The following is a 20,157-nucleotide window of genomic DNA, read 5'->3' as shown; positions in this document are numbered from 1 at the left end:
TTTTCGGATAAGCTCATGCAAGAAAGTATCCAACTGGTTATTGATTCCCTGCCGTATCTGCTCAAAGGGGCCGTGTTTACGCTACAGCTAAGCATTGGCGGGATGTTCTTCGGCCTGCTGCTGGGTTTTATCCTCGCACTGATGCGCCTGTCGCCGCTGCTGCCGATGCGCTGGCTGGCGCGTTTTTATATCTCCGTTTTTCGCGGTACCCCGTTGATTGCTCAACTGTTTATGATCTACTACGGTCTGCCGCAGTTTGGTATTGAGCTGGATCCGATTCCGTCTGCAATGATTGGCCTGTCGCTCAATACGGCGGCCTATGCTGCCGAAACCCTGCGTGCGGCGATTTCCTCGATTGATAAAGGGCAGTGGGAAGCGGCCGCCAGTATCGGGATGACGCCGTGGCAGACGATGCGCCGCGCCATTTTGCCGCAGGCTGCCCGGGTGGCGCTGCCGCCGCTGAGTAACAGTTTTATCAGTCTGGTAAAAGACACGTCGCTTGCGGCAACCATTCAGGTGCCAGAACTGTTCCGTCAGGCGCAGTTGATTACGTCGCGCACGCTGGAGGTATTTACCATGTATCTGGCGGCATCGCTGATCTACTGGATCATGGCAACCGTACTGTCTTCGTTACAGAACTACTTTGAAAATCAACTGAACCGCCAGGAGAGAGAGCCGAAATGAGTGCGATCGACGTAAAAAACCTGGTCAAGAAATTCCATGGTCAGACGGTGCTGCACGGTATCGATCTGCAAGTACAGGCGGGGGAGGTCGTCGCGATCATCGGTCCCAGCGGCTCAGGAAAAACAACGCTGTTGCGCAGTATAAATCTGCTGGAACAACCGGAAGCGGGTACGATCACCGTGGGTGATATCACCATTGATACAGCGCGTTCGCTGAGTCAGCAAAGAACGCTTATTCGTCAGTTGCGTCAGCATGTCGGCTTCGTGTTCCAGAGCTTTAATCTCTTCCCCCACCGGACGGTACTGGAGAACATCATTGAAGGTCCGGTTATCGTGAAGGGTGAAGGTAAAGAGGAGGCGGTGGCGCGGGCGCGGGAACTGCTGGCGAAAGTGGGGCTGGCCGGAAAGGAGACCAGCTATCCGCGGCGCTTGTCCGGTGGGCAGCAACAGCGTGTGGCGATTGCCCGGGCGCTGGCGATGCGCCCGGAAGTGATTCTGTTCGATGAACCGACCTCTGCGCTCGATCCTGAGCTGGTGGGCGAGGTGCTGAGCACTATCCGCCAACTGGCGCAGGAAAAACGCACTATGGTGATTGTGACCCATGAAATGAGCTTTGCCCGTGATGTCGCGGACAGGGCGATATTTATGGATCAGGGGCGAATAGTGGAACAGGGCCCTGCCAAAGCGCTATTTGCCAATCCACAGCAGCCGAGAACGCGTCAGTTTCTTGAGAAGTTTCTGCTGCAATAATCGGTTTGCTTCCACTCGCCCGGGATTATCCCATTTCGGGCGAGTGGGCATGCATAAATATTAATATCATACGCATGACTATGAGTTCATTTCCCTGGGCGAAATACGCGTATTGAAACAACACTCAAGTAATTGGCGTTATGACCGATATTTTATTCATCTACTTTATTTTATGTGATAGGTTAATTCTCACATTAAAAATGATTATCACTCTCAAGGGCGCGAATACTGAGTATGCAGGATTTAGATTTCTTTACCTGGCGACGGACGATGCTGTTACGCTTTCACGAAATGACAAGCGCAGAGGAGGTCTATAGCGAATTACAGCAGCAGACGCAATTGCTGGAATTTGATTATTACGCGCTGTGTGTCAGACATCCGGTTCCGTTTACCCGCCCTAAAATTTCCCTTCATACCACCTATCCCGATGCGTGGGTTTCACAATACCAGGCGGAAAATTATTTCGCGATTGATCCGGTCCTGAAGCCGGAAAACTTCATTCAGGGACATCTTCCCTGGAGTGACGCATTATTCAGTGACGCGCAGACGATGTGGGATGCCGCTCGTACGCACGGATTGCGTAAAGGGATCACGCAGTGTCTGATGTTACCAAACCGTGCGCTGGGCTTTCTCTCGGTCTCGCGGTCGAGTCTGCGTAATACGCCGTTTGCGGGAGATGAGGTGGAATTGAAGCTGCAGTTGCTGGTTCGCGAAAGCCTGACGGTGCTTTCCCGCCTCGAGGATGAGATGGTGATGGCGCCGGAAATGCGCTTTAGTAAACGGGAGAAAGAGATTCTGAAATGGACGGCGGAAGGGAAGACCTCTGCTGAAATCGCGATGATTCTGTCGATATCAGAAAACACGGTTAACTTTCACCAGAAGAATATGCAGAAGAAGTTCAACGCCCCTAATAAGACGCAGATTGCGTGCTATGCCGCGGCGACCGGTCTTATCTGAAATAATGAGCGTTCTGCGTGGCAGACGACAAACCGGCTGAAAGCGTTGCTCTCAGCCGGTTTTTCTTTACTGACGGTAAGCTTGTTTAATTTGCTTAACAGTGCTGGAAAATACTGCTGCCTGCGCGTCGTCTTCGACCAGCGCGATCTGTTTTTCCATTTTAAGAATCACGCGGCCTGCGTCGGCCTGGCCCATTGCTTGCAGCATCAGCGTTAACAGCGCCTTCAGGCAGGTGACTTCGTTAGCCAGTTCTTGATTATTCTCGGCAGTGGAAAAATCAGGCGTACTCATTTATTTTCCTCGTAATGTCTCAGTAAAAATGTGCGATGGTAAATGTTAAGGCCGCGGAGTATACCATAAGCTGAGGAAAAAATAGCAGTGGTTGTTTTTTGATCGGAAATCACACCGGAGGAGTTAAATTAAACAACAACATGAGAAGACAATATTTTCTTCATCTATTGTTTATTCCGAGTATTTTACTCGTTAATTATTGTTACAAACTTGCCCGGCTATTTAGCATTTAGGCAGGGGATAGCGAGCTTTTGTCACTATTGTGAAACCTTGCTCCCGAAATAACGTGAGTAACTGGCTGTTCTTAGTGAAAGTTTCCACAAAATGTATAGGCTAATTTCCAAAAACGAGAGCAAAATCGGGAACCGGACGTTTTTTACGTTTCAAAGTTGAGATAAAACCCGCTAATATAGTGGGGATCCACTATCAGTAGCGTTATCCCTATTCTGGAGATATTCCTTTGATCAACGTTCTTCTTGTTGATGACCACGAACTGGTGCGCGCAGGGATACGACGCATTCTTGAAGATATAAAGGGCATAAAAGTTGTCGGTGAAGCCGGTTGCGGTGAGGATGCCGTGAAATGGTGTCGCGCCAACACCGTCGATGTTGTGTTGATGGACATGAACATGCCCGGTATTGGTGGCCTTGAAGCCACGCGCAAAATTGCGCGTTCGACTGCCGATATTAAAGTGATCATGTTGACCGTCCACACGGAAAACCCGTTGCCGGCAAAAGTGATGCAGGCCGGGGCCGCAGGTTACCTGAGTAAAGGGGCGGCACCTCAGGAAGTAGTGAATGCCATCCGCTCGGTTTATTCCGGGCAGCGATACATTGGTTCTGACATCGCACAGCAAATGGCATTAAGCCAGATTGAACCCGAAAAAACGGAAACGCCGTTTGCCAGTTTGTCTGAGCGTGAATTGCAGATTATGCTGATGATCACCAAAGGTCAGAAGGTTAATGAGATTTCGGAGCAGTTGAATCTCAGTCCTAAAACGGTGAACAGTTATCGCTATCGTATGTTCAGTAAACTAAACATTCATGGTGATGTTGAGCTGACTCACCTGGCAATTCGCCATGGCCTGTGTAATGCGGAGACGTTAACAAGCCAGTGAGCGATCAGTTTGACGCGAAAGCGTTTCTAAAAACCGTAACCAGTCAACCCGGCGTTTATCGCATGTATGATGCCGGTGGTACGGTTATCTATGTGGGTAAAGCGAAAGACCTGAAAAAACGGCTTTCCAGCTATTTCCGCAGCAACCTGGCTTCGCGTAAAACCGAAGCGCTGGTTGCGCTTATTCAGCAAATTGATGTGACGGTGACGCACACCGAAACGGAAGCGTTGCTGCTTGAGCACAACTACATCAAGCTGTATCAGCCGCGTTACAACGTGCTGCTGCGCGATGACAAATCCTATCCCTTTATCTTTCTCAGCGCGGATACCCATCCCCGACTGGCAATGCACCGTGGGGCGAAACATACCCGGGGTGAATACTTTGGCCCGTTCCCCAACGGCTATGCCGTCCGTGAAACGCTGGCGCTATTGCAGAAAATTTTCCCGATCCGCCAGTGTGAAAACAGCGTTTATCGCAATCGCTCACGTCCGTGTCTGCAATATCAGATCGGCCGCTGCCTCGGCCCCTGCGTCGAAGGTCTGGTGAGTGAAGAAGAGTATGCGCAGCAGGTTGACTACGTCCGGCTGTTTTTGTCCGGCAAAGATGACCAGGTTTTAACCCAACTGATCGCGCGGATGGAGAAGGCCAGTCAAAACCTGGCGTTCGAAGAGGCCGCGCGTATACGCGATCAGATCCAGGCCGTGCGGCGGGTAACGGAGAAACAGTTCGTCTCTAATGCGGGCGACGATCTGGATGTGATCGGCGTCGCGTTCGATGCCGGAATGGCCTGTGTACACGTACTCTTTATCCGCCAGGGGAAAGTGCTGGGAAGCCGCAGTTATTTCCCGAAAGTGCCGGGAGGGACTGAACTGGGCGAAGTGGTTGAGACCTTCGTCGGGCAATTTTACCTCCAGGGCAGCCAGATGCGCACATTGCCTGGCGAGATCCTGCTGGATTTCAATCTGGACGACAAAACGCTACTGGCGGATTCTCTCTCTGAACTGGCCGGGCGTCGCATTAATGTGCAGACCAAACCCCGAGGCGATCGCGCGCGTTATCTGAAACTGGCGCGCACCAATGCCGCCACGGCACTGACCACAAAACTCTCGCAGCAGTCGACCATTACCCAGCGTCTGACGGCACTGGCGACCGTGTTGAAGTTGCCGGCAGTAAAACGAATGGAATGTTTCGACATCAGCCATACGATGGGCGAGCAGACGGTGGCATCCTGCGTGGTCTTTGATGCGAACGGGCCGTTGCGTGCAGAATATCGTCGCTACAATATCACCGGCATCACGCCGGGCGATGATTATGCGGCAATGAATCAGGTACTGCGTCGCCGTTATGGTAAAGCTATCGAAGAAAGTAAGATCCCGGATGTTATCCTGATCGACGGCGGAAAAGGGCAACTGGGGCAGGCGAAGGCCGTTTTCGCTGAACTGGATGTCCCCTGGGATAAAAATCGCCCCCTGCTGTTAGGGGTTGCGAAAGGCGCTGACCGTAAAGCCGGCCTGGAAACCTTGTTCTTTGAACCGGAAGGCGAGGGATTCAGCCTGCCGCCGGATTCACCGGCGCTGCATGTGATCCAGCATATCCGCGATGAGTCACACGATCATGCCATCGGCGGCCACCGTAAAAAAAGGGCAAAGGTGAAAAACACCAGTACGCTGGAGACCATCGAAGGCGTCGGGCCAAAGCGTCGCCAAATGTTGTTGAAATATATGGGTGGTTTGCAAGGACTACGTAACGCCAGCGTTGAGGAAATTGCAAAAGTGCCGGGTATTTCTCAAGGTCTGGCAGAAAAGATCTTCTGGTCGTTGAAACATTGAGGCCGCTGTAGCAACATAGGGGTAAATTCTCTGACAACAGATAGTTACCCGTCACTATGCAATTTAATATTCCAACGTTGCTTACGCTGTTTCGCGTCATCCTTATCCCATTCTTTGTCGTGGTGTTTTATCTGCCATTCACCTGGGCGCCGTTCGTTGCTGCGCTGATTTTCTGTATCGCTGCCGTGACCGACTGGTTTGATGGTTTTCTGGCGCGTCGCTGGAATCAGAGTACGCGTTTTGGTGCGTTTCTCGACCCGGTCGCGGATAAAGTGCTGGTGGCGATTGCGATGGTGCTGGTGACCGAGCACTATCACAGTTGGTGGGTGACACTGCCAGCAGCCACAATGATCGCACGTGAAATTATCATCTCTGCACTGCGTGAATGGATGGCGGAACTGGGTAAGCGCAGCAGCGTGGCGGTCTCCTGGATCGGCAAAGTCAAAACCACCTCGCAAATGGCGGCGCTGGCCTGGCTGCTGTGGCGTCCGAATATTTGGGTGGAGTACGCGGGTATTGCGCTGTTCTTCGTTGCAGCAGTCCTGACACTGTGGTCAATGTTCCAGTATCTGAACGCCGCGCGCGGGGATTTGCTTGATCAGTGATCGTTTCGCCGTAAATTTCAGCAAACGAGCTTACGTGGCGAAAAATATCGTTGACTCATTGCGTCAGGTAAGTAGAATGCAACGCATCGAACGGCAGCACAGATTGCCAGACGATAATAAAATCAAGTGATTAACGATTTGCTTGATGATGCGGGAATAGCTCAGTTGGTAGAGCACGACCTTGCCAAGGTCGGGGTCGCGAGTTCGAGTCTCGTTTCCCGCTCCAGTTTACGACATCGGCCATTGCGGGTGTCAGTCGCAGGACAAAGATTTAAGGCGCGTTAGCAAAGCGGTTATGTAGCGGATTGCAAATCCGTCTAGTCCGGTTCGACTCCGGAACGCGCCTCCACTTTCTTCCCGAGCCCGGATGGTGGAATCGGTAGACACAAGGGATTTAAAATCCCTCGGCGTTCGCGCTGTGCGGGTTCAAGTCCCGCTCCGGGTACCATGGGAAAAAGCAGAATAATCAAAGCAATAAGCAGTGTCGTGAAACCACCTACGGGTGGTTTTTTTGTGCCTGCGATTCTTGTTCCTGACATTTTTCCTGACAATGACCCTGTCGCGGGATAGATACCGTCAGCTTGATGGTGGCTGTTCAATCAGAGAGCAGGTAGGTCAAGGGGAGCAGGGCACTCCAGTACGATACCCGGAGTGCGTTAGTGATGTTTTATCGTTCCAGGAAAGTGAACAGCTTATTGAAGGCGAATTCTAAAAATTCCTCACGACTCTTTCCGAGTTTATGCATGATATAACTCGCCTTCAGGTCACTTTTTTCCACAATGCCCATCAGACAAAACCATATAAACATAATCGTTTCATCCATGTCGTCATTCAGGACGATCTGGTTTACCTCGATTGCCGAGTCCGTCAGGAGCCCGTCAGTTCCTTAATCGGATCTCAAAAGAAAGTCTGATAGGATGTTATCACAAGGGATGTGTCGTGCTGGAACAGAAAGATTTTTCGGTATACTGCTCTCCTGTCTGTCAATTCGCAGTGAGGCGAAAAAATGTTAAGCAACGAAGCGAAGCGCAAAAGGGAAGCACTTTTCAGGGACTACGCAAGTAATGTAGATTTTGTGCTTAACACGCCTCTTCATGAACAAAGAAGAATATGGGAAGAAGGGGCAATGAATGCTCCGTTACCCGAAAATGTCAGCATTGAAACGATTGCGGAAGAGGGCATTTCAGCGGAGTGGGTGAGACATTCGCAGGCAGAAAAGCGTAAAGTCATCCTGTATCTTCATGGTGGGGGCAACGCTCTCGGATCCAGTATTACGCACAGGAAACTGGTTGGACATATTGTCCATTGTTCAAAAGTGAATGCACTCACGCTCAATTATTCGTTAGCCCCTGAAAATCCATTTCCTGCCGGTCTGATGGATGCAAAATATGCCTGGCTGTGGCTATTAAAGCAGGCTTATCGGCCTGATGACATCATTCTTGGCGGCGACTCAAGCGGCGGTGGGCTGGTTTTATCTCTGCTCCTGTTACTGAAAAACGAACATTATCCGTTGCCGCACTCCAGTTTCTTACTCTCTCCTATGCTTGATTACACCTTATCGGGTGCCACTATTTCTTCTTGTGCAGATAAGGACCCGATGATCGTTATTGAGGATTTACGGCAAACCGTCGCATACTACTGCTCTGCAGCTGAAACATCGAATCCACTGGTCTCCCCCCTTTATGGCGATCTGACAGGACTACCCCCTATCCTGATACAGACAGGAAGTGACGAATTACTTCTTGATGACTCGATCCGCCTGGCGCAACAGGCAACAGAAGCAGGTGTTAACGTCCACATTGAAGTATGGAATGGCTTGTGGCACGTATTCCAGTCATCCGCAGGAAAAATACCGGAAGCAAACCGCGCGATAAGTCGAATTGCATCATTTATTCATTCGCAGCCGCTCGAAGTGCTGTAGGTGCGGCTTAATGTAAACAGAATCAATATTGTACTTAGCAAGTATTAATTTAAGCTCAGTAAAGATATAAGAATTATCCCCGCCTTATTTAACAAGTAAAATATAAAAACAACATGGTACTTTTACAAATAAAAAGAGATATACATTCTCTATTTTTCCGACTATATTGAGCGAGAGAGGTTTCTACTTCTCTTTCTTAGTTAATGGAATCATTTACTGTTTCGAACGTATTTTTACCTTTAACATATGGCCATTATTCTGAATTTTACAGTTTCAGTGGTTTTCAGTGCGCTTTATTTTATATTCTGCCGATTTTTACATGGCGCAGGACGAAAATATTTCTTTTGAAAACAAAGGGAGTTACTGCCAGGTGAAGTGATTATTTAATTAATAGGAATAATGGCGATTGGATGCCAATTATCTTAATTGGCAAAACGGTACTCCATTTTTAATGGTTTAGTACTCGTGAAATATTACTTAATAAAAAGATGATGTAATGGTTCTGCCTGGAACCATTAGCAGGGAAACGTTTATTTCATGGATCTCGAAAAGAATATTGCAGAGACACCAGGAAGGAACATGCTTGATCTGGAGGACTGACAAGTGACTCAAAGGAAATTGAAACAATTATTAATAGCTGCATCAGGTTGTGCCGCAATATGCGCTTTCCCTGTTGACGCTGTGGAATTAGTGGACCGTGAGTTCATCACCGGAGTATCCCCCATTAATTCCGGGAACCACACCGTAAGTGGAGACGATGACAACGTTACGTTAGATGCCAGTGGATTAACCACATCAGTTGCATACCAGCGTGCGATTATCAGCACCCTGAATGGTACGGTAAGGATTGCTATCTCTCAGGATAAAACCTTAACGGTGATAGGACACAATAATAATTCTACTGCCGAAAACAGTTCGGCGTTATATGCCTGGCAAAGAGACACATATCCCGGTAGCTCTATCATTTTTACTGGGGGCAATGTTGTTGTCAGCAATACGGTTCCTGGATCTTCCTCTGACATCTATGCCATCTACGCCGGTCCGGGCGGGAAATTGAATTTCCTCAGTGATGGAGATAACAAAATCAATCTCAAAGTGGATATGTCTGCGCAAGAGGGGGCCGGAACCCATCGCACGGGCATTGCTCTTCATAATGGTGAACTGGATTTTGATGGTGGTCGGTTTGAGGTTTACGTAGATGGTGCGCCTGGAAGTCATTCTATCGACGGACGCAACGGAATAACCATCGCTGCAGGGAGTAAGATGAATGTTAAGGCTGACAGCATTCATATTGAAACGAATCAAATGGCTATTGGGGTAACGGGGAGCACTGGCTCGAGTCGTCCGGCCGCTCCCTATGGTGTTTTAAATGAAGTGAACTTCGAGGCAGATTCCATTTATCTGAAAGGTTCTCAGGGAATTATTTCCATGTTGAACGACAACCTCGGAAGCCACACCCGTTTCACGTTCAGCGGCAGGACGGTTATAGAGGCCATCGCCAATACAGGCCCATGGGCTTTTCCCGGTGATTATGTGGGCGGGCACATTATTGCGGGCAACGCGACAGACTTTGAATTCAATGGCGACGTGACATTGACGGGGGAAGATCTGACGTCACTTGGCACAAGCCCTGGGCATGAACTCAAAGGCGTTACGCTTGTTAATAGATCAAAACTCGTCGCTAATGATGATTTCAATCTCCGGAGCAACGGTGGTCATCAGAACACGGGTTTACGGATACTGGAAAGTCAGGCCCAGTTCAAAGGGCAAACACACATCTCCCTGTCAAATGGTATCGAATCGGCTACCGGGATCCACATTGATGGTCAACCCGGAATGACCACTCACGCTGAATTTCAGGATGACCTGACAATTTCAACTGCGGGTTCTCATGCGGCTAAAATTACCGGGATTGAAGTGCTCTCTGCGGGCACAGCAGATATCCAGAAAGGGTTGTTTATTAATGATAACCCGTCAATTGACTGGTCTCTTTTTTCAACGGGCGCCGACAGCCGGATCGATGCAAACTCATCGGGATCCGGGACCGTACAGGTTGAAGGTAATATTGGCGCGGCTGACAGCGGCACGCTGGAGATGACACTCAACAATGCAAACTCGTGGTTAAAGGCTGCCAGTTATACCGCACGTGATACGGCCAGGGTTGGCATCCTGAACATGAATATCTCCAACGGTGCGGTGTGGGAGGTGACCGGTAATTCGTACGTCACGAATCTGCTGTTGCAGGGAGGGCGCGTTAATATGCTTGCGCCGGGCAGTTCTGGCGCGTTTAAGACATTGACCGTCGAAGGCAATTATAGCGGCGGTGGAACCCTGACAATGAACACGGCGCTCGGAAGTGATAACTCAGCGACGGACAAACTCATCGTCGAGGGAAATACTTCCGGCCATACCCTGGTGGCAATCAACAATATCGGCGGTATGGGCGCGCAGACGGTTGAAGGGATTGAAATTGTCAATGTTGCAGGAACCTCCGACGGAACTTTCGAAAAAGAGAGCCGTATTGTCGCCGGGGCGTACGATTATGATGTGGTCAGGCGCGGCAGCAACTGGTATTTAAGCAGCACAGTGGATCCCGTTGACCCGGTTGACCCGAACGATCCTACTGACCCGGGTGCGCCTGCTTCGCCAGAAACCCCGCAACTACCGGTACACCCGGGAGGCTCATCACAGATTCGCCCGGAATTCGGCAGCTATCTGGCAAACAACCTGGCTGCAAATACCTTGTTCATCTCGCGACTGCACGATCGTCCTGGCGAAACGCAGTATACCGATGTGCTAACCGGTGAGAAAAAAACCACCAGCATGTGGATACGTAACGTGGGGATCCATACACGGTTTCACGACAGCAGCGAACAGTTAAAAACCCAGAGTAATAACTATGTGCTGCAGATGGGGGGCGATCTGGCGCAGTGGAGTTCGGATGGTCTGGACCGCTGGCATCTTGGGCTCATGGCGGGCTATGCCAACAGCCGTAGCCGCACCACGTCGACGTTAAATAACCATAATTCCCGTGGTAAGGTCGACGGCTACAGCGTGGGTCTGTATGGCACGTGGTATGAAAACGAGCTTGATAAATCAGGGGGTTATGTAGACACCTGGATGCTCTACAACTGGTTTGATAACACCGTCGATGGTCAGTATCAGGCAAGTGAGGCGTATAAATCCAAAGGTATCACGGCTGCGGTTGAGGCGGGTTACAGCCTGAAGGTCGGAGAAAGTCAGCAATTGACCTACTGGATCCAGCCCAAAGCGCAGGTCGTCTGGATGGATGTGCAGGCGGACGATCATCGGGAACGTTACGGTACGCAGGTCAAGGTGGATAGCACCGGTAATCTGATGACCAGTCTGGGTGCCAGAGCATACTTCAATCGTAAACCCACCGGTGAAGAAGACAGAATGGCAGGCATTCAGCCATTTGTTGAAGCGAACTGGATCCACAACTCACACAGCCCGCGAGTGACAATGGGTGAGGTGCAAAATGACGTCCAGGGAGTGAAAGACCTGGCTGAACTGAAAGTGGGTGTGGAAGGGCAACTGACTTCTCGATTGACCGTCTGGGGAAATGTCTCCGGGCAAATGGGCAGCGACAGCTATCGCAATGCGCAGGGAATGGTAGGCGTGAAATACCACTGGTAAGTGGAAGGGAGAGGGGCAGGGGAAACCTGCTCCTTATTCGTTCGGGATTGACTGGGCTCTGTTCCAGCAAATAGCAAAAGATCGGTCGTCTATCTCAGTTTCAAAGGGTATCTTTAGCGTGAGCTAGGAATTCCCTGCATCCGTTGCCATGAGAGAACGACCATGAAAAGAGAAGTTCACCAGGTTAAGCAGCACCGCTGCGTGGTACCTGATGTTGAAATCCTGTCGTTATATTCAGAGCGTGCTTTCCCGCGCCATTCACATGATCAATTCGGCATTGGGGTTTTCATCCAGGGTAGCCAACGCTCATGGAGTAATATCGGCAATGTGCACGCGGTGGCAGGGGATATCATTATGGTCAACCCCGGCGAAATTCACGACGGGATCCCAGCGTCAGGTCCCCGGGGCTGGCATATGCTCTATATCAATCCCGACGCCTTCATAAAGGAATGGAATGCTGACTTACCGGCAGACGATTTAATCCTGAAACCCGTGGTTAACGATCCTGCTCTTGGCCTGATGATTCGACAGTTTTTTAGCCAATTGGCTGCCGGCGCGCCTGACACCATGGCGATTGAAGAGGCGATCATGCGCTGTCTGATGCAGGCCGGACAGTATCACACCTTATCTGCTGCACAGCGTATTCCGTATTCTCCGACGGTACGGCTTGCCAAAGCGTTCATCGATGATGCCCCGGAAGAAAACATTACGTTGACTGGGCTCGCCAGCCTGTGCGACATCACCCGATTCCAGCTCATTCGCCGCTTTTCCCGTGAAGTGGGCATAACGCCGCATGCTTATCTTTTACAGTCCCGGGTCCGTCTGGCAAAACAACTCTTATCACAAGGCAAGAGAACGGTTGATGTTGCGATGATGGCGGGTTTTTCCGATCAGAGCCACCTCACCCGCGCGTTTCAGAAACAGACTGGCATAACGCCGGGGCAATATCGCTACGCCGTGGTTAATTAACGGTACTGCAATTTATTACAAGATCTGTAAGTCTGTCCTGATAAACACTGACTGCTCCTGTTATGTGTCTATCAGAGATAATGCTATGCAGATCGGTATCGAATTCTTATTAACCTCATTTATTGTGATTATTTCACCGGGAACGGGGGCTATTTACACTATTGTGATGGGCTTATCGCGTGGTGTGGCATTGAGTCTGCTGGCCGCCGTGGGATGTAATCTGGGGATCATTCCACACATGTTGGCCGCTATCACGGGATTAGCCGCCATATTCTACTCCAGTGAAATGGCATTCACTGTCATCAAATATGCCGGAGTCTTGTGGTTGCTGTACATGGCGTGGAATATCATAAAGGAGAAATCGACGTTACAACCCGATGATTGCGAAGTGACTCAGTCAGGCGTGAAAGTGATCCTGCATGCGATATTCATTAATCTGTTAAATCCTAAGCTGTCTCTCTTCTTTCTGGCCTTCTTACCCCAGTTTATTCAAACTACGTCAACTGCACCTGCAACGGACATGCTGATATTGAGCCTGATATTCATGTTAATGACGCTGCTCGTGTTTATGCTTTATGGTGCTTTTTCATCCTTTATGCGTCGCAAAGTACTAAACCATCCCACGATTTTGTCAGGATTACGGATCCTGTTTTCGTGTGGTTTTGTAAGTCTGGCAGTGAATTTATTTTTAACACAGCAAGGCCTGGGGTAGTAATGTCAATGGCATGCTATTTCTGCGTGAAGCTTATTCATGAGGACCTGTTCTTACGGCGCGATCGTTTATCACGCCGTAAGAATGGTCTGTAATACGATGGGGAATATTATCGGCAAGCAATGGCGTCAAGTTGAAACAGCATCCCTGATGCCCCGCCGCGATGGGCAAATTCAGTCTGAATGGATTTTCTGGCAGGAAATTGACCGTTGAATCGTTGCTTCATGACTTTCTCCATGACCGGAATATCCCACACGTCGCGAAACAGGGCGTCAATTTTCACGACTGACTCCAGTGTCAGGCCGATAGTGCTGAGTCTTTCACTCAGATTATCAAAAGCGCCATTGATTTGTGCCTCAATGGGCTGTCCGATATTTCCGACACAGTAGCTCACAAAGACAAACCCACCAGCTTCAACCATTCCGGCAAGTGCCCAGTCTTCATTTATTTCATGCCTGGTTATTGTCGCCATCATTCACCCCTATTACCCTTTAGTTTTACGCGGTTATTCTCTGCCATCATACTATCTCCACGCATTGTAGTAATAAAGGCGTATTTCAGGCCGGAGAAATAAAAAAGTAAGGCGACTCGCGCCCGTCGTTGTTATGCTTTATGCATACACCCGCGCTCTCATTGACAGCGCTACCAGACTGCTGTCATTTCGCTAAACCTGACCTTACACTTCTCGGACCTTCCAGTGAATTGGAATTATTTTATTTTAGCAAGCCAGTCAAGTGTTAAGTAAAAGTAACAAATTTAAGCTTCTTATTGCCTCGGGCAATGCCTTGAATCTTATTCTGATGCAATGGCAGAAGGCATGATATCTCAGGTTTCAATACTCGGATCCTGTAATGTAACCCACGGGTTCTTTTATAGCATGTAATAATAACGATTATGTAAGCGGCGGGGGTTATGGGATTTGAAGTGAGAGAAATCGGAACATCAAATGATACTGGTATCAGATTATTAAAACAGGGTAAATATTTATGCATTTCCTGTGTTATTGTTTTGTGTCAGATAGAGTATTTCAATGCTTTTTGTGTTAAATGTCCTCTCTGACTGGCTTAAATTAGCAATCATGAAAGCTTTTCTGTACCTTGTTTATCGTAGTTTTGTGTATTAATTACTTAATGTTACAGGTGTATACTCTTTTAAATCATGAGCTTAAAGAACTTCATTTTTTCGTGAGATTTCTGATGTTTCTCATTTAAGGTCGTTTAAGGCTATTTAAAATGACAATTTAAGATATCTACAGCAATAATCAATGTAACAAGAACAGGAAGTGTCTCTGTTGCTTGGCTTATCTATTCTCAAAATAAAATTTCATACGTGTCAGTCTATGCGAAAGGAATCGTCTATGCCTGTGAAAACGGTAATAAATAAAACGTTGTTGACGGCATCTGCAATTACTGCACTGTTCAGTCAACATACCGCAGGTGAGAGTGGCACCATTAATGTTACCGGGAATATGACAGCCAGTATCTGTGGAGACAGGCCCGACGGGCGGCTGCACGAATAGCCCGGCTACCGTGATATAGATTAACGTTAGTGTCCCAATGCTCATTGTCGCAGCAGGTACAAAAGAACGTCGTTTCGTATGATGGTGGTAAAAATGTGGTTGACGGGCGTGATATTTAACTGAAGTACAGCGGCAACCGGATCTATATTGACGAAACAACCGGAGCAGTACAGGAAGTCATGGTCAGGTATGTCATGGGCAGGGTCGATACCACTTTATACATCCATCAGCCAGGTCATGTTTACGGCGAATTATATCCAGTCCAGTCCCATCAGTTCAGATGATCATAATGATAGCGGACCGGCTTCTTGGAAGACAATATCTGGGTAACGTACAATTGATATATTTCGCATGCGCTTTTAAGCATTAAAATATCGTTATTACGAATGGGGTGATGCACGATGCATATATTTTCATATGACCAGTATTTTATTACCGGCTTGCAGCAAGTGTTGTTCTTTACCGGTCTTGATAAATCACCTGATATTGTTGTTTTTGATCCGGGAGGAGGGGCTGTGTATATTACAAACAGTGTAGAATGTCTTCGTGCGGGTTCATCAGATACGTTAACTCATTTTACACAAATACGGTGCTATTCATTGATCAAAAACGCGCCTCTGACTGAGTACTTTTACGTGCTGGACCAGGTCAAGCAGAATAAACGAATCCCGTTGCATACCCGGTCATTGTCGAACAGGGAACGGGTAATCATTGAATATTATCTGGCGGGACTGGGAAAAAGGGCAATTGCACGAACCATGCTGCTTAGCGAGGGAGCTGTCAGCAATAGCCAGTTAAGAGCACTGCGGAAAATGAACATGAAAAATATTCCATTGTTTTTGCAAGTAATGCGTAACTGGTGTGCATTCAGAGCGAAATACACCTGTGAATGCAATGTCACTTTTCTGTCATAGATTTTACGCATTAACGATTATCCTGGAACCATAACCCGACATCACCAGGGCAGAATGCTCAGAGAGCGACATTGCGATGACAGCGTTGTTTGCCCAGAGAAACGAAGTGACAAAAGAGTGATGTCATGCCGCCAATCAGGAGTACCTGAGGATGAAGGCGATAAAAGCAACAAGTAAGAATACCAGGCAATTATAGACAGTAAAGTGCATGGCTATTATGGTCTTCAGAACGTAGCGTTGCCCTCTTGTGGCAGGATAATGTCTGATTATGCGCGTTGTCAGATCTGTCACTGGATTTGTGATCTCGCGAAGTCGGCAGATAGTGATTTATCTGAAGGAAGAAATTCGTTGAGTCTCTCTGAAGCCAGGATCGCGTGAACCATACACGTGACAAAAATCCTTTTTTGGGGGATAACAGGACGCATCCAAAGGACATGGTGATGAAATTGTATTTAATAAATGGAACGGTAGAGTTCAATCCACAGACCCGAAGCCTGAAAAATCAATTGACTGGAGATGTTGTTTATTTACAGCAGCCCGCCGCGATATGTTTCCTTTATCTGATCCTGAATCAGGGTGTGGTTATCAAGCAAAAGGAACTGGTAACCGAAGGCTGGAAAGAGCGTGACGTTGTGGCCATGCCAAATACGTTTTATCAGACTATTTTAACATTGCGTAAGGCACTGGAAGAGATAGGTTTACCCAGAAACATGGTAAAAACCATTTCCCGTCAGGGATTAACCTTGTCATCAACCATTGTGATTGAACCGCTTCCTCTCCAGAATATTACCGCTTGTGATAGTCCATCAATAAAGACGGTGGTCAGCGAAAACGTAGTATGCGAACAAACGCCAATACGAAAATCTCGCAGGTTAAGTATCGGAGTCGTATTTTTCTTTGTTGTGACGTTAATCAACGGCATGTTTATTTATCAGAATCGATTGAAAATGCCATTTCAGAATTTTGTGGCGATGCCTGTGGATAAAAAGACAGGCAACGATTGTCATGTCTATTATGAAGTGACGCAGCCAGTCACTGATAATTACGCTACGTTAATAAAAAAGCATCCGCATTTTTGCCAGAACAATAATTATATTTTTCTTACGGGCTACGCGAAAACTGGACGTACTGCGGCATTTGTCTGTAATAAAGATGTGCGGTCTGACACAGAGGCATTTTGTTCATCTCATTTTTTCTGGAACCTAAGCCAATGAGTAAAAATACCGCTGTTTTGCTCCTGATCGTATTCTTCAGTACGACAGTTATTTCCGGGGCTTTTCTGTTTTACATACTTTTCAAATCTTCATACCTGGAGTGTATTGGCGATGCCGACTGGAATGTTGATGATGCACGTTTTGTAGGTACCGTTTCCTTTCAGATGCATAAGAAGGAGGGGCTGGCTGTCATTACGGGGAAAGTTGATGGGGAGACAAGTGTTAACGTGAATCGGCTGGTCTACTTTAACTATACCCAGCAGTTCAGGACGCGGATTTTACATACGGTACGCATTGTCAAAACCTTTTCCGATACCGTTAATGATGAAACGCTCGAAAAGATATTATCCCAATTTTATCTGAGGACAGGAGGCGAATTGACCCTGGCCGTAGAGGAATATCAATCAGCGTATGTCTTTTCAAACGCCAATGTGCCCTATCTGTTTTGTAGAAAGAAGTGATACACGCTTAAGGGCGGTTGATGACACTTTCGACGAACAGGTGTACCCGCGCGTGCTGTAGTCCGAAGACGATCGCCTGACTGTGATTGCGAATTCCCTGCGACAACAATTATCTGCGGATTGGGGCATTTCGCATAAACAGACCGCGGGCGGGATTATTGGCAAACCCATCCCGGGCAGGGTTGCCACCGGGGGTGGCGAAATTGTCGGATATCAGCGGATCGCCGATAAAAAATCTGGGTTTCCTGCTGTGTTTGCTAAACAGAGCGATGCCGACATCACCGCCACCATCCATGTTTATCCCCCATCCTGGCGTCGTGGCGCTGAGATCGCGTTCCATCCCGGCCTGTCTCTGAAGCGCGTTAGCGGCGACCGGAGCAGAAGAAAGGAAAAATAACGTGAAAATGACGGGACAGGCACTCGACGATCGTTTCATGATAAAAACCTGGTAAAGCATGACGAGTAAAGTATAGCCCTTGCTACCAGAAGTCAGTGTTAACGGATCCCGCGGCAATCAGTATCGGTTTCCTCGTTCGCCATGTAAGATAGCCGCTGGCGAGAGTGTTTACCGAGGACAAGCATGATGAAAACGGGACCGTTGAACGAAAGTGAACTGGAGTGGCTGGATGATGTACTGACCAAGTACAACACCGAGCATGCCATTCTGGACGTGGCAGAACTGGATGGGCTGCTGACGGCTGTACTCAGTTCGCCACGTGAAATTGAGCCAGAGCAGTGGCTGGTTGCCGTATGGGGTGGGGCGCAATATGTGCCGCGCTGGTCCTCTGAAAAAGAGATGACGCGCTTTATGAATCTCGCTTTCCAGCATATGGCGGACACCGCTGACCGGCTGAATGATTTCCCGGAACAGTTTGAACCGCTGTTTGGTCTGCGCGAAATTGAAGGGCGTGAGATTACCATTGTGGAAGAGTGGTGCTTTGGCTACATGCGCGGCGTCGCGCTTTCCGACTGGTCTGCGTTACCTGACACCCTGAAACCGGCCCTGGATGCTATTGCGCTGCACGGCACAGAAGAGAATTTCGAGGTGGTTGAGAAACTGACTCCGGAAGCGTTTGAAGAGAGCGTTGACGCGATTCGCCTCGCGGCGCTGGATCTCCACGCGTACTGGATGGCGCACCCGCAGGAGACGCCGGTGCAGGTACCGGTGAAAGCGGAAGGGAAGGTGGGCCGTAACGATCCGTGTCCGTGTGGAAGCGGCAAAAAATACAAGCAGTGCTGTCTGCACTAGCACGAAGAGAAAAGGGGCATTAGCCCCTTTTCTATCCACTCGATAATATTATCCCACTTCGGGCAGTAGTCCCGCGGCTATCAAAAACTGCACGCCAATCACCCCAATGCCACACATAAACACCAGTGCTAAGGCGGGACGTCCGCCCCGCACGCGGTAGCCCGCCTGCGGATTCTGTTTGCGACTTTGCCATGCCAACAGTGAAGGAACGATCAGCGCCAGTACCGCCAGTGCGACGCCGGCATAGCCCAGCGCCATCACAAAACCTCGCGGATAGAAGAGGGCGAAGGCCAGCGGCGGCAGAAAGGTGATCGCACCCGTTTGTATCCGGCCAGACGCCGAATTACGGCGCTGAAACAGATCGGCCAGATAATCGAACAGCCCCAGCGCGACGCCGAGGAAGGAGGTCGCCAGTGCTAAGTCAGCAAAGAGATGCACCGCCAGTTCAACGTGCGGCGAGGCAACAACTTCCCGCAGCGCCTGGAGCAAACCGTTCAGACCGGCATGATTTGCCAGCAGTCCCATAAATGTTGTGGAATCGATACTGCCCAGCGTCGCCAACTGCCAGAAAATATAGGCCACTAACGGAATCGCGCTGCCGGTGATAAACACCCAACGTAGTTTGCGAATATTACCTTCCATGTAGCTCACGATGCTGGGAACGCTGCCGTGAAAGCCAAAAGAGGTAAAGATGACCGGGATAGCTGAAAGCGCCAGCCCCTGCTCAAGCGGCAGAGTCAGGAGATTGACTTTATGAATGTGCGGCATCAGCAGCGCCAGCATCACCACCAGGAAGATGATCTTGGCGCTGAACAGAAAACGGTTAAACAGATCGACCAGCGAGGTACCCACACAGACGACGCCGCCGGCAACAAAGGTGAACAGCAGGACGCCTGTGGTGGGCGACATCTGCGTCCCGCTCCAGTCGCTGATACTGGAGGCGAGCAATTCCCCCGCGCCGCTGATATAGGCTGCCGTCAGCGCGTACATCAGGAACATCATACTGAAGCCGGTTATCCACTGACCGTAGCGTCCGAGATAGCGTTTTGCCAGCGTGCCCAGTCCGGTATCCGCCGGGACGTGCTGATACACTTCAAGCAGCAACAGCGCGGTGTAGCACATCAACGCCCACAGCCCAATTAATAACGCAAAAGTGACGCCAAAACCGACCCCGGCGGCTGCCAAAGGCATCGCCAGCATCCCTGCGCCAATCGTGGTGCCCGCCACGATGAAAACACTTCCCAGAGTTCTATTCTTCACGCTTTACACTATCCCAGAGATAAATGACGGTTAGATCTGCGGCGCAGGG

20 protein-coding genes and 3 tRNA genes are annotated in these 20,157 nt (G+C 49.2%); 19 read left to right on the top strand and 4 right to left on the bottom strand.

Features of this window, described 5'->3' with window-relative positions:
* Positions 1-15: 15 nt before the first annotated feature.
* From tcyL to sdiA, 3 genes are all read left to right on the top strand, one after another.
* Positions 16-684: a cystine ABC transporter permease gene (gene tcyL, locus QQZ17_RS16840; protein WP_152403985.1), complete on the top strand. Its 669-nt coding sequence runs from the start codon at positions 16-18 to the stop codon at positions 682-684.
* Entirely contained in the window at positions 681-1,433 is a 753-nt protein-coding gene (tcyN, locus tag QQZ17_RS16835) for an L-cystine ABC transporter ATP-binding protein TcyN (protein WP_152403987.1), read from the top strand. Before tcyL ends, tcyN begins: the two co-directional genes overlap by 4 nt.
* A 234-nt stretch (positions 1,434-1,667) precedes the next feature.
* A complete protein-coding gene (gene sdiA, locus QQZ17_RS16830) occupies positions 1,668-2,390 on the top strand; it encodes a transcriptional regulator SdiA (RefSeq protein WP_152403989.1) in 723 nt (240 codons plus the stop codon).
* 66 nt (positions 2,391-2,456) lie between these two features.
* Here the strand turns inward: sdiA and QQZ17_RS16825 are convergent, their stop codons facing one another.
* A complete protein-coding gene (locus QQZ17_RS16825) occupies positions 2,457-2,681 on the bottom strand; it encodes a DUF2594 family protein (protein ID WP_042318315.1) in 225 nt (74 codons plus the stop codon).
* A 19-nt stretch (positions 2,682-2,700) separates the two neighbouring features.
* Positions 2,701-2,748, bottom strand: a complete 48-nt coding sequence (locus QQZ17_RS26485) for a hypothetical protein (protein ID WP_418656714.1) — start codon at positions 2,746-2,748, stop codon at positions 2,701-2,703.
* 393 nt (positions 2,749-3,141) lie between these two features.
* Between QQZ17_RS26485 and uvrY the strand changes: the two genes are divergently transcribed.
* The 10 genes from uvrY (at position 3,142) to QQZ17_RS16770 (ending at position 13,491) form a co-directional block, all read left to right on the top strand.
* Positions 3,142-3,798 (top strand): UvrY/SirA/GacA family response regulator transcription factor, encoded by a 657-nt coding sequence (gene uvrY / locus QQZ17_RS16815; protein ID WP_152403993.1) that lies wholly within the window; start codon positions 3,142-3,144, stop codon positions 3,796-3,798.
* Positions 3,795-5,627, top strand: coding sequence for an excinuclease ABC subunit UvrC (gene uvrC, locus QQZ17_RS16810; protein ID WP_152403995.1), 1,833 nt, complete (start codon positions 3,795-3,797; stop codon positions 5,625-5,627). The genes uvrY and uvrC overlap by 4 nt, the downstream gene beginning before the upstream one ends.
* A gap of 56 nt (positions 5,628-5,683) precedes the next feature.
* Positions 5,684-6,232, top strand: coding sequence for a CDP-diacylglycerol--glycerol-3-phosphate 3-phosphatidyltransferase (pgsA, locus tag QQZ17_RS16805; RefSeq protein WP_042318323.1), 549 nt, complete (start codon positions 5,684-5,686; stop codon positions 6,230-6,232).
* 150 nt (positions 6,233-6,382) lie between these two features.
* Positions 6,383-6,458 (top strand) — tRNA-Gly (locus QQZ17_RS16800).
* Positions 6,459-6,507: 49 nt separating this feature from the next.
* Positions 6,508-6,581: transfer RNA gene (locus QQZ17_RS16795), tRNA-Cys, on the top strand.
* 12 nt (positions 6,582-6,593) lie between these two features.
* A tRNA-Leu gene (locus QQZ17_RS16790) sits at positions 6,594-6,680 on the top strand.
* 558 nt (positions 6,681-7,238) lie between these two features.
* Positions 7,239-8,153, top strand: a complete 915-nt coding sequence (locus tag QQZ17_RS16785; protein ID WP_284554145.1) for an alpha/beta hydrolase — start codon at positions 7,239-7,241, stop codon at positions 8,151-8,153.
* Positions 8,154-8,834: 681 nt separating this feature from the next.
* Positions 8,835-11,810 (top strand): autotransporter outer membrane beta-barrel domain-containing protein, encoded by a 2,976-nt coding sequence (locus tag QQZ17_RS16780; RefSeq protein ID WP_284554144.1) that lies wholly within the window; start codon positions 8,835-8,837, stop codon positions 11,808-11,810.
* A 162-nt stretch (positions 11,811-11,972) separates the two neighbouring features.
* Positions 11,973-12,779, top strand: a complete 807-nt coding sequence (locus QQZ17_RS16775; RefSeq protein ID WP_152403999.1) for a helix-turn-helix transcriptional regulator — start codon at positions 11,973-11,975, stop codon at positions 12,777-12,779.
* A gap of 85 nt (positions 12,780-12,864) precedes the next feature.
* Positions 12,865-13,491, top strand: coding sequence for a LysE family translocator (locus QQZ17_RS16770; RefSeq protein WP_152404001.1), 627 nt, complete (start codon positions 12,865-12,867; stop codon positions 13,489-13,491).
* A 109-nt stretch (positions 13,492-13,600) separates the two neighbouring features.
* Here QQZ17_RS16770 and QQZ17_RS16765 read toward each other — a convergent pair whose 3' ends face one another.
* A complete protein-coding gene (locus QQZ17_RS16765; protein WP_235922406.1) occupies positions 13,601-13,966 on the bottom strand; it encodes a RidA family protein in 366 nt (121 codons plus the stop codon).
* Positions 13,967-15,411: 1,445 nt separating this feature from the next.
* Between QQZ17_RS16765 and QQZ17_RS16760 the strand changes: the two genes are divergently transcribed.
* The 6 genes from QQZ17_RS16760 (at position 15,412) to QQZ17_RS16740 (ending at position 18,848) form a co-directional block, all read left to right on the top strand.
* Positions 15,412-15,924 carry a LuxR C-terminal-related transcriptional regulator gene (locus QQZ17_RS16760; protein WP_152404002.1) on the top strand — a complete coding sequence of 171 codons (513 nt, stop codon included), beginning with the start codon at positions 15,412-15,414 and terminating at the stop codon, positions 15,922-15,924.
* Between the two features lie 258 nt (positions 15,925-16,182).
* The gene (locus tag QQZ17_RS26480) at positions 16,183-16,302 is read left to right on the top strand and encodes a CPCC family cysteine-rich protein (RefSeq protein ID WP_152404004.1); all 120 of its coding nucleotides are present in this window, start codon (positions 16,183-16,185) and stop codon (positions 16,300-16,302) included.
* A gap of 62 nt (positions 16,303-16,364) precedes the next feature.
* Positions 16,365-17,138, top strand: a complete 774-nt coding sequence (locus QQZ17_RS16755; protein WP_187696644.1) for a winged helix-turn-helix domain-containing protein — start codon at positions 16,365-16,367, stop codon at positions 17,136-17,138.
* On the top strand, positions 17,135-17,599 hold the full coding sequence (locus tag QQZ17_RS16750; RefSeq protein ID WP_152404008.1) for a hypothetical protein: 465 nt from the start codon (positions 17,135-17,137) through the stop codon (positions 17,597-17,599). Before QQZ17_RS16755 ends, QQZ17_RS16750 begins: the two co-directional genes overlap by 4 nt.
* A gap of 82 nt (positions 17,600-17,681) precedes the next feature.
* The gene (locus QQZ17_RS16745; protein ID WP_187696643.1) at positions 17,682-17,996 is read left to right on the top strand and encodes a hypothetical protein; all 315 of its coding nucleotides are present in this window, start codon (positions 17,682-17,684) and stop codon (positions 17,994-17,996) included.
* A 186-nt stretch (positions 17,997-18,182) separates the two neighbouring features.
* The gene (locus tag QQZ17_RS16740) at positions 18,183-18,848 is read left to right on the top strand and encodes a YecA/YgfB family protein (RefSeq protein WP_152406304.1); all 666 of its coding nucleotides are present in this window, start codon (positions 18,183-18,185) and stop codon (positions 18,846-18,848) included.
* A 48-nt stretch (positions 18,849-18,896) separates the two neighbouring features.
* Here QQZ17_RS16740 and tyrP read toward each other — a convergent pair whose 3' ends face one another.
* The gene (gene tyrP / locus QQZ17_RS16735; RefSeq protein WP_152404012.1) at positions 18,897-20,108 is read right to left on the bottom strand and encodes a tyrosine transporter TyrP; all 1,212 of its coding nucleotides are present in this window, start codon (positions 20,106-20,108) and stop codon (positions 18,897-18,899) included.
* Positions 20,109-20,157 lie beyond the last annotated feature (49 nt).

This window comes from Citrobacter sp. T1.2D-1, from assembly GCF_950098555.1.
GTDB lineage: Bacteria > Pseudomonadota > Gammaproteobacteria > Enterobacterales > Enterobacteriaceae > Citrobacter_A > Citrobacter_A telavivensis.
This window is presented reverse-complemented; position numbering and strand designations above follow the sequence as displayed.

What these genes read in the sequence shown, in the direction of transcription:
- QQZ17_RS16750 (WP_152404008.1), top strand. Translation starts at nt 17,135, where the DNA reads ATGAGTAAAAATACCGCTGTTTTGCTCCTGATCGTATTCTTCAGTACG.
- QQZ17_RS16785 (WP_284554145.1), top strand. Translation starts at nt 7,239, where the DNA reads ATGTTAAGCAACGAAGCGAAGCGCAAAAGGGAAGCACTTTTCAGGGAC.
- QQZ17_RS16825 (WP_042318315.1), bottom strand. Translation starts at nt 2,681, where the DNA reads ATGAGTACGCCTGATTTTTCCACTGCCGAGAATAATCAAGAACTGGCT.
- tcyL (WP_152403985.1), top strand. Translation starts at nt 16, where the DNA reads ATGCAAGAAAGTATCCAACTGGTTATTGATTCCCTGCCGTATCTGCTC.
- QQZ17_RS16760 (WP_152404002.1), top strand. Translation starts at nt 15,412, where the DNA reads ATGCATATATTTTCATATGACCAGTATTTTATTACCGGCTTGCAGCAA.
- QQZ17_RS16765 (WP_235922406.1), bottom strand. Translation starts at nt 13,966, where the DNA reads ATGATGGCGACAATAACCAGGCATGAAATAAATGAAGACTGGGCACTT.
- QQZ17_RS16740 (WP_152406304.1), top strand. Translation starts at nt 18,183, where the DNA reads ATGAAAACGGGACCGTTGAACGAAAGTGAACTGGAGTGGCTGGATGAT.
- QQZ17_RS16775 (WP_152403999.1), top strand. Translation starts at nt 11,973, where the DNA reads ATGAAAAGAGAAGTTCACCAGGTTAAGCAGCACCGCTGCGTGGTACCT.
- tcyN (WP_152403987.1), top strand. Translation starts at nt 681, where the DNA reads ATGAGTGCGATCGACGTAAAAAACCTGGTCAAGAAATTCCATGGTCAG.
- QQZ17_RS16770 (WP_152404001.1), top strand. Translation starts at nt 12,865, where the DNA reads ATGCAGATCGGTATCGAATTCTTATTAACCTCATTTATTGTGATTATT.
- QQZ17_RS26480 (WP_152404004.1), top strand. Translation starts at nt 16,183, where the DNA reads ATGTCTGATTATGCGCGTTGTCAGATCTGTCACTGGATTTGTGATCTC.
- sdiA (WP_152403989.1), top strand. Translation starts at nt 1,668, where the DNA reads ATGCAGGATTTAGATTTCTTTACCTGGCGACGGACGATGCTGTTACGC.
- QQZ17_RS16755 (WP_187696644.1), top strand. Translation starts at nt 16,365, where the DNA reads ATGAAATTGTATTTAATAAATGGAACGGTAGAGTTCAATCCACAGACC.
- pgsA (WP_042318323.1), top strand. Translation starts at nt 5,684, where the DNA reads ATGCAATTTAATATTCCAACGTTGCTTACGCTGTTTCGCGTCATCCTT.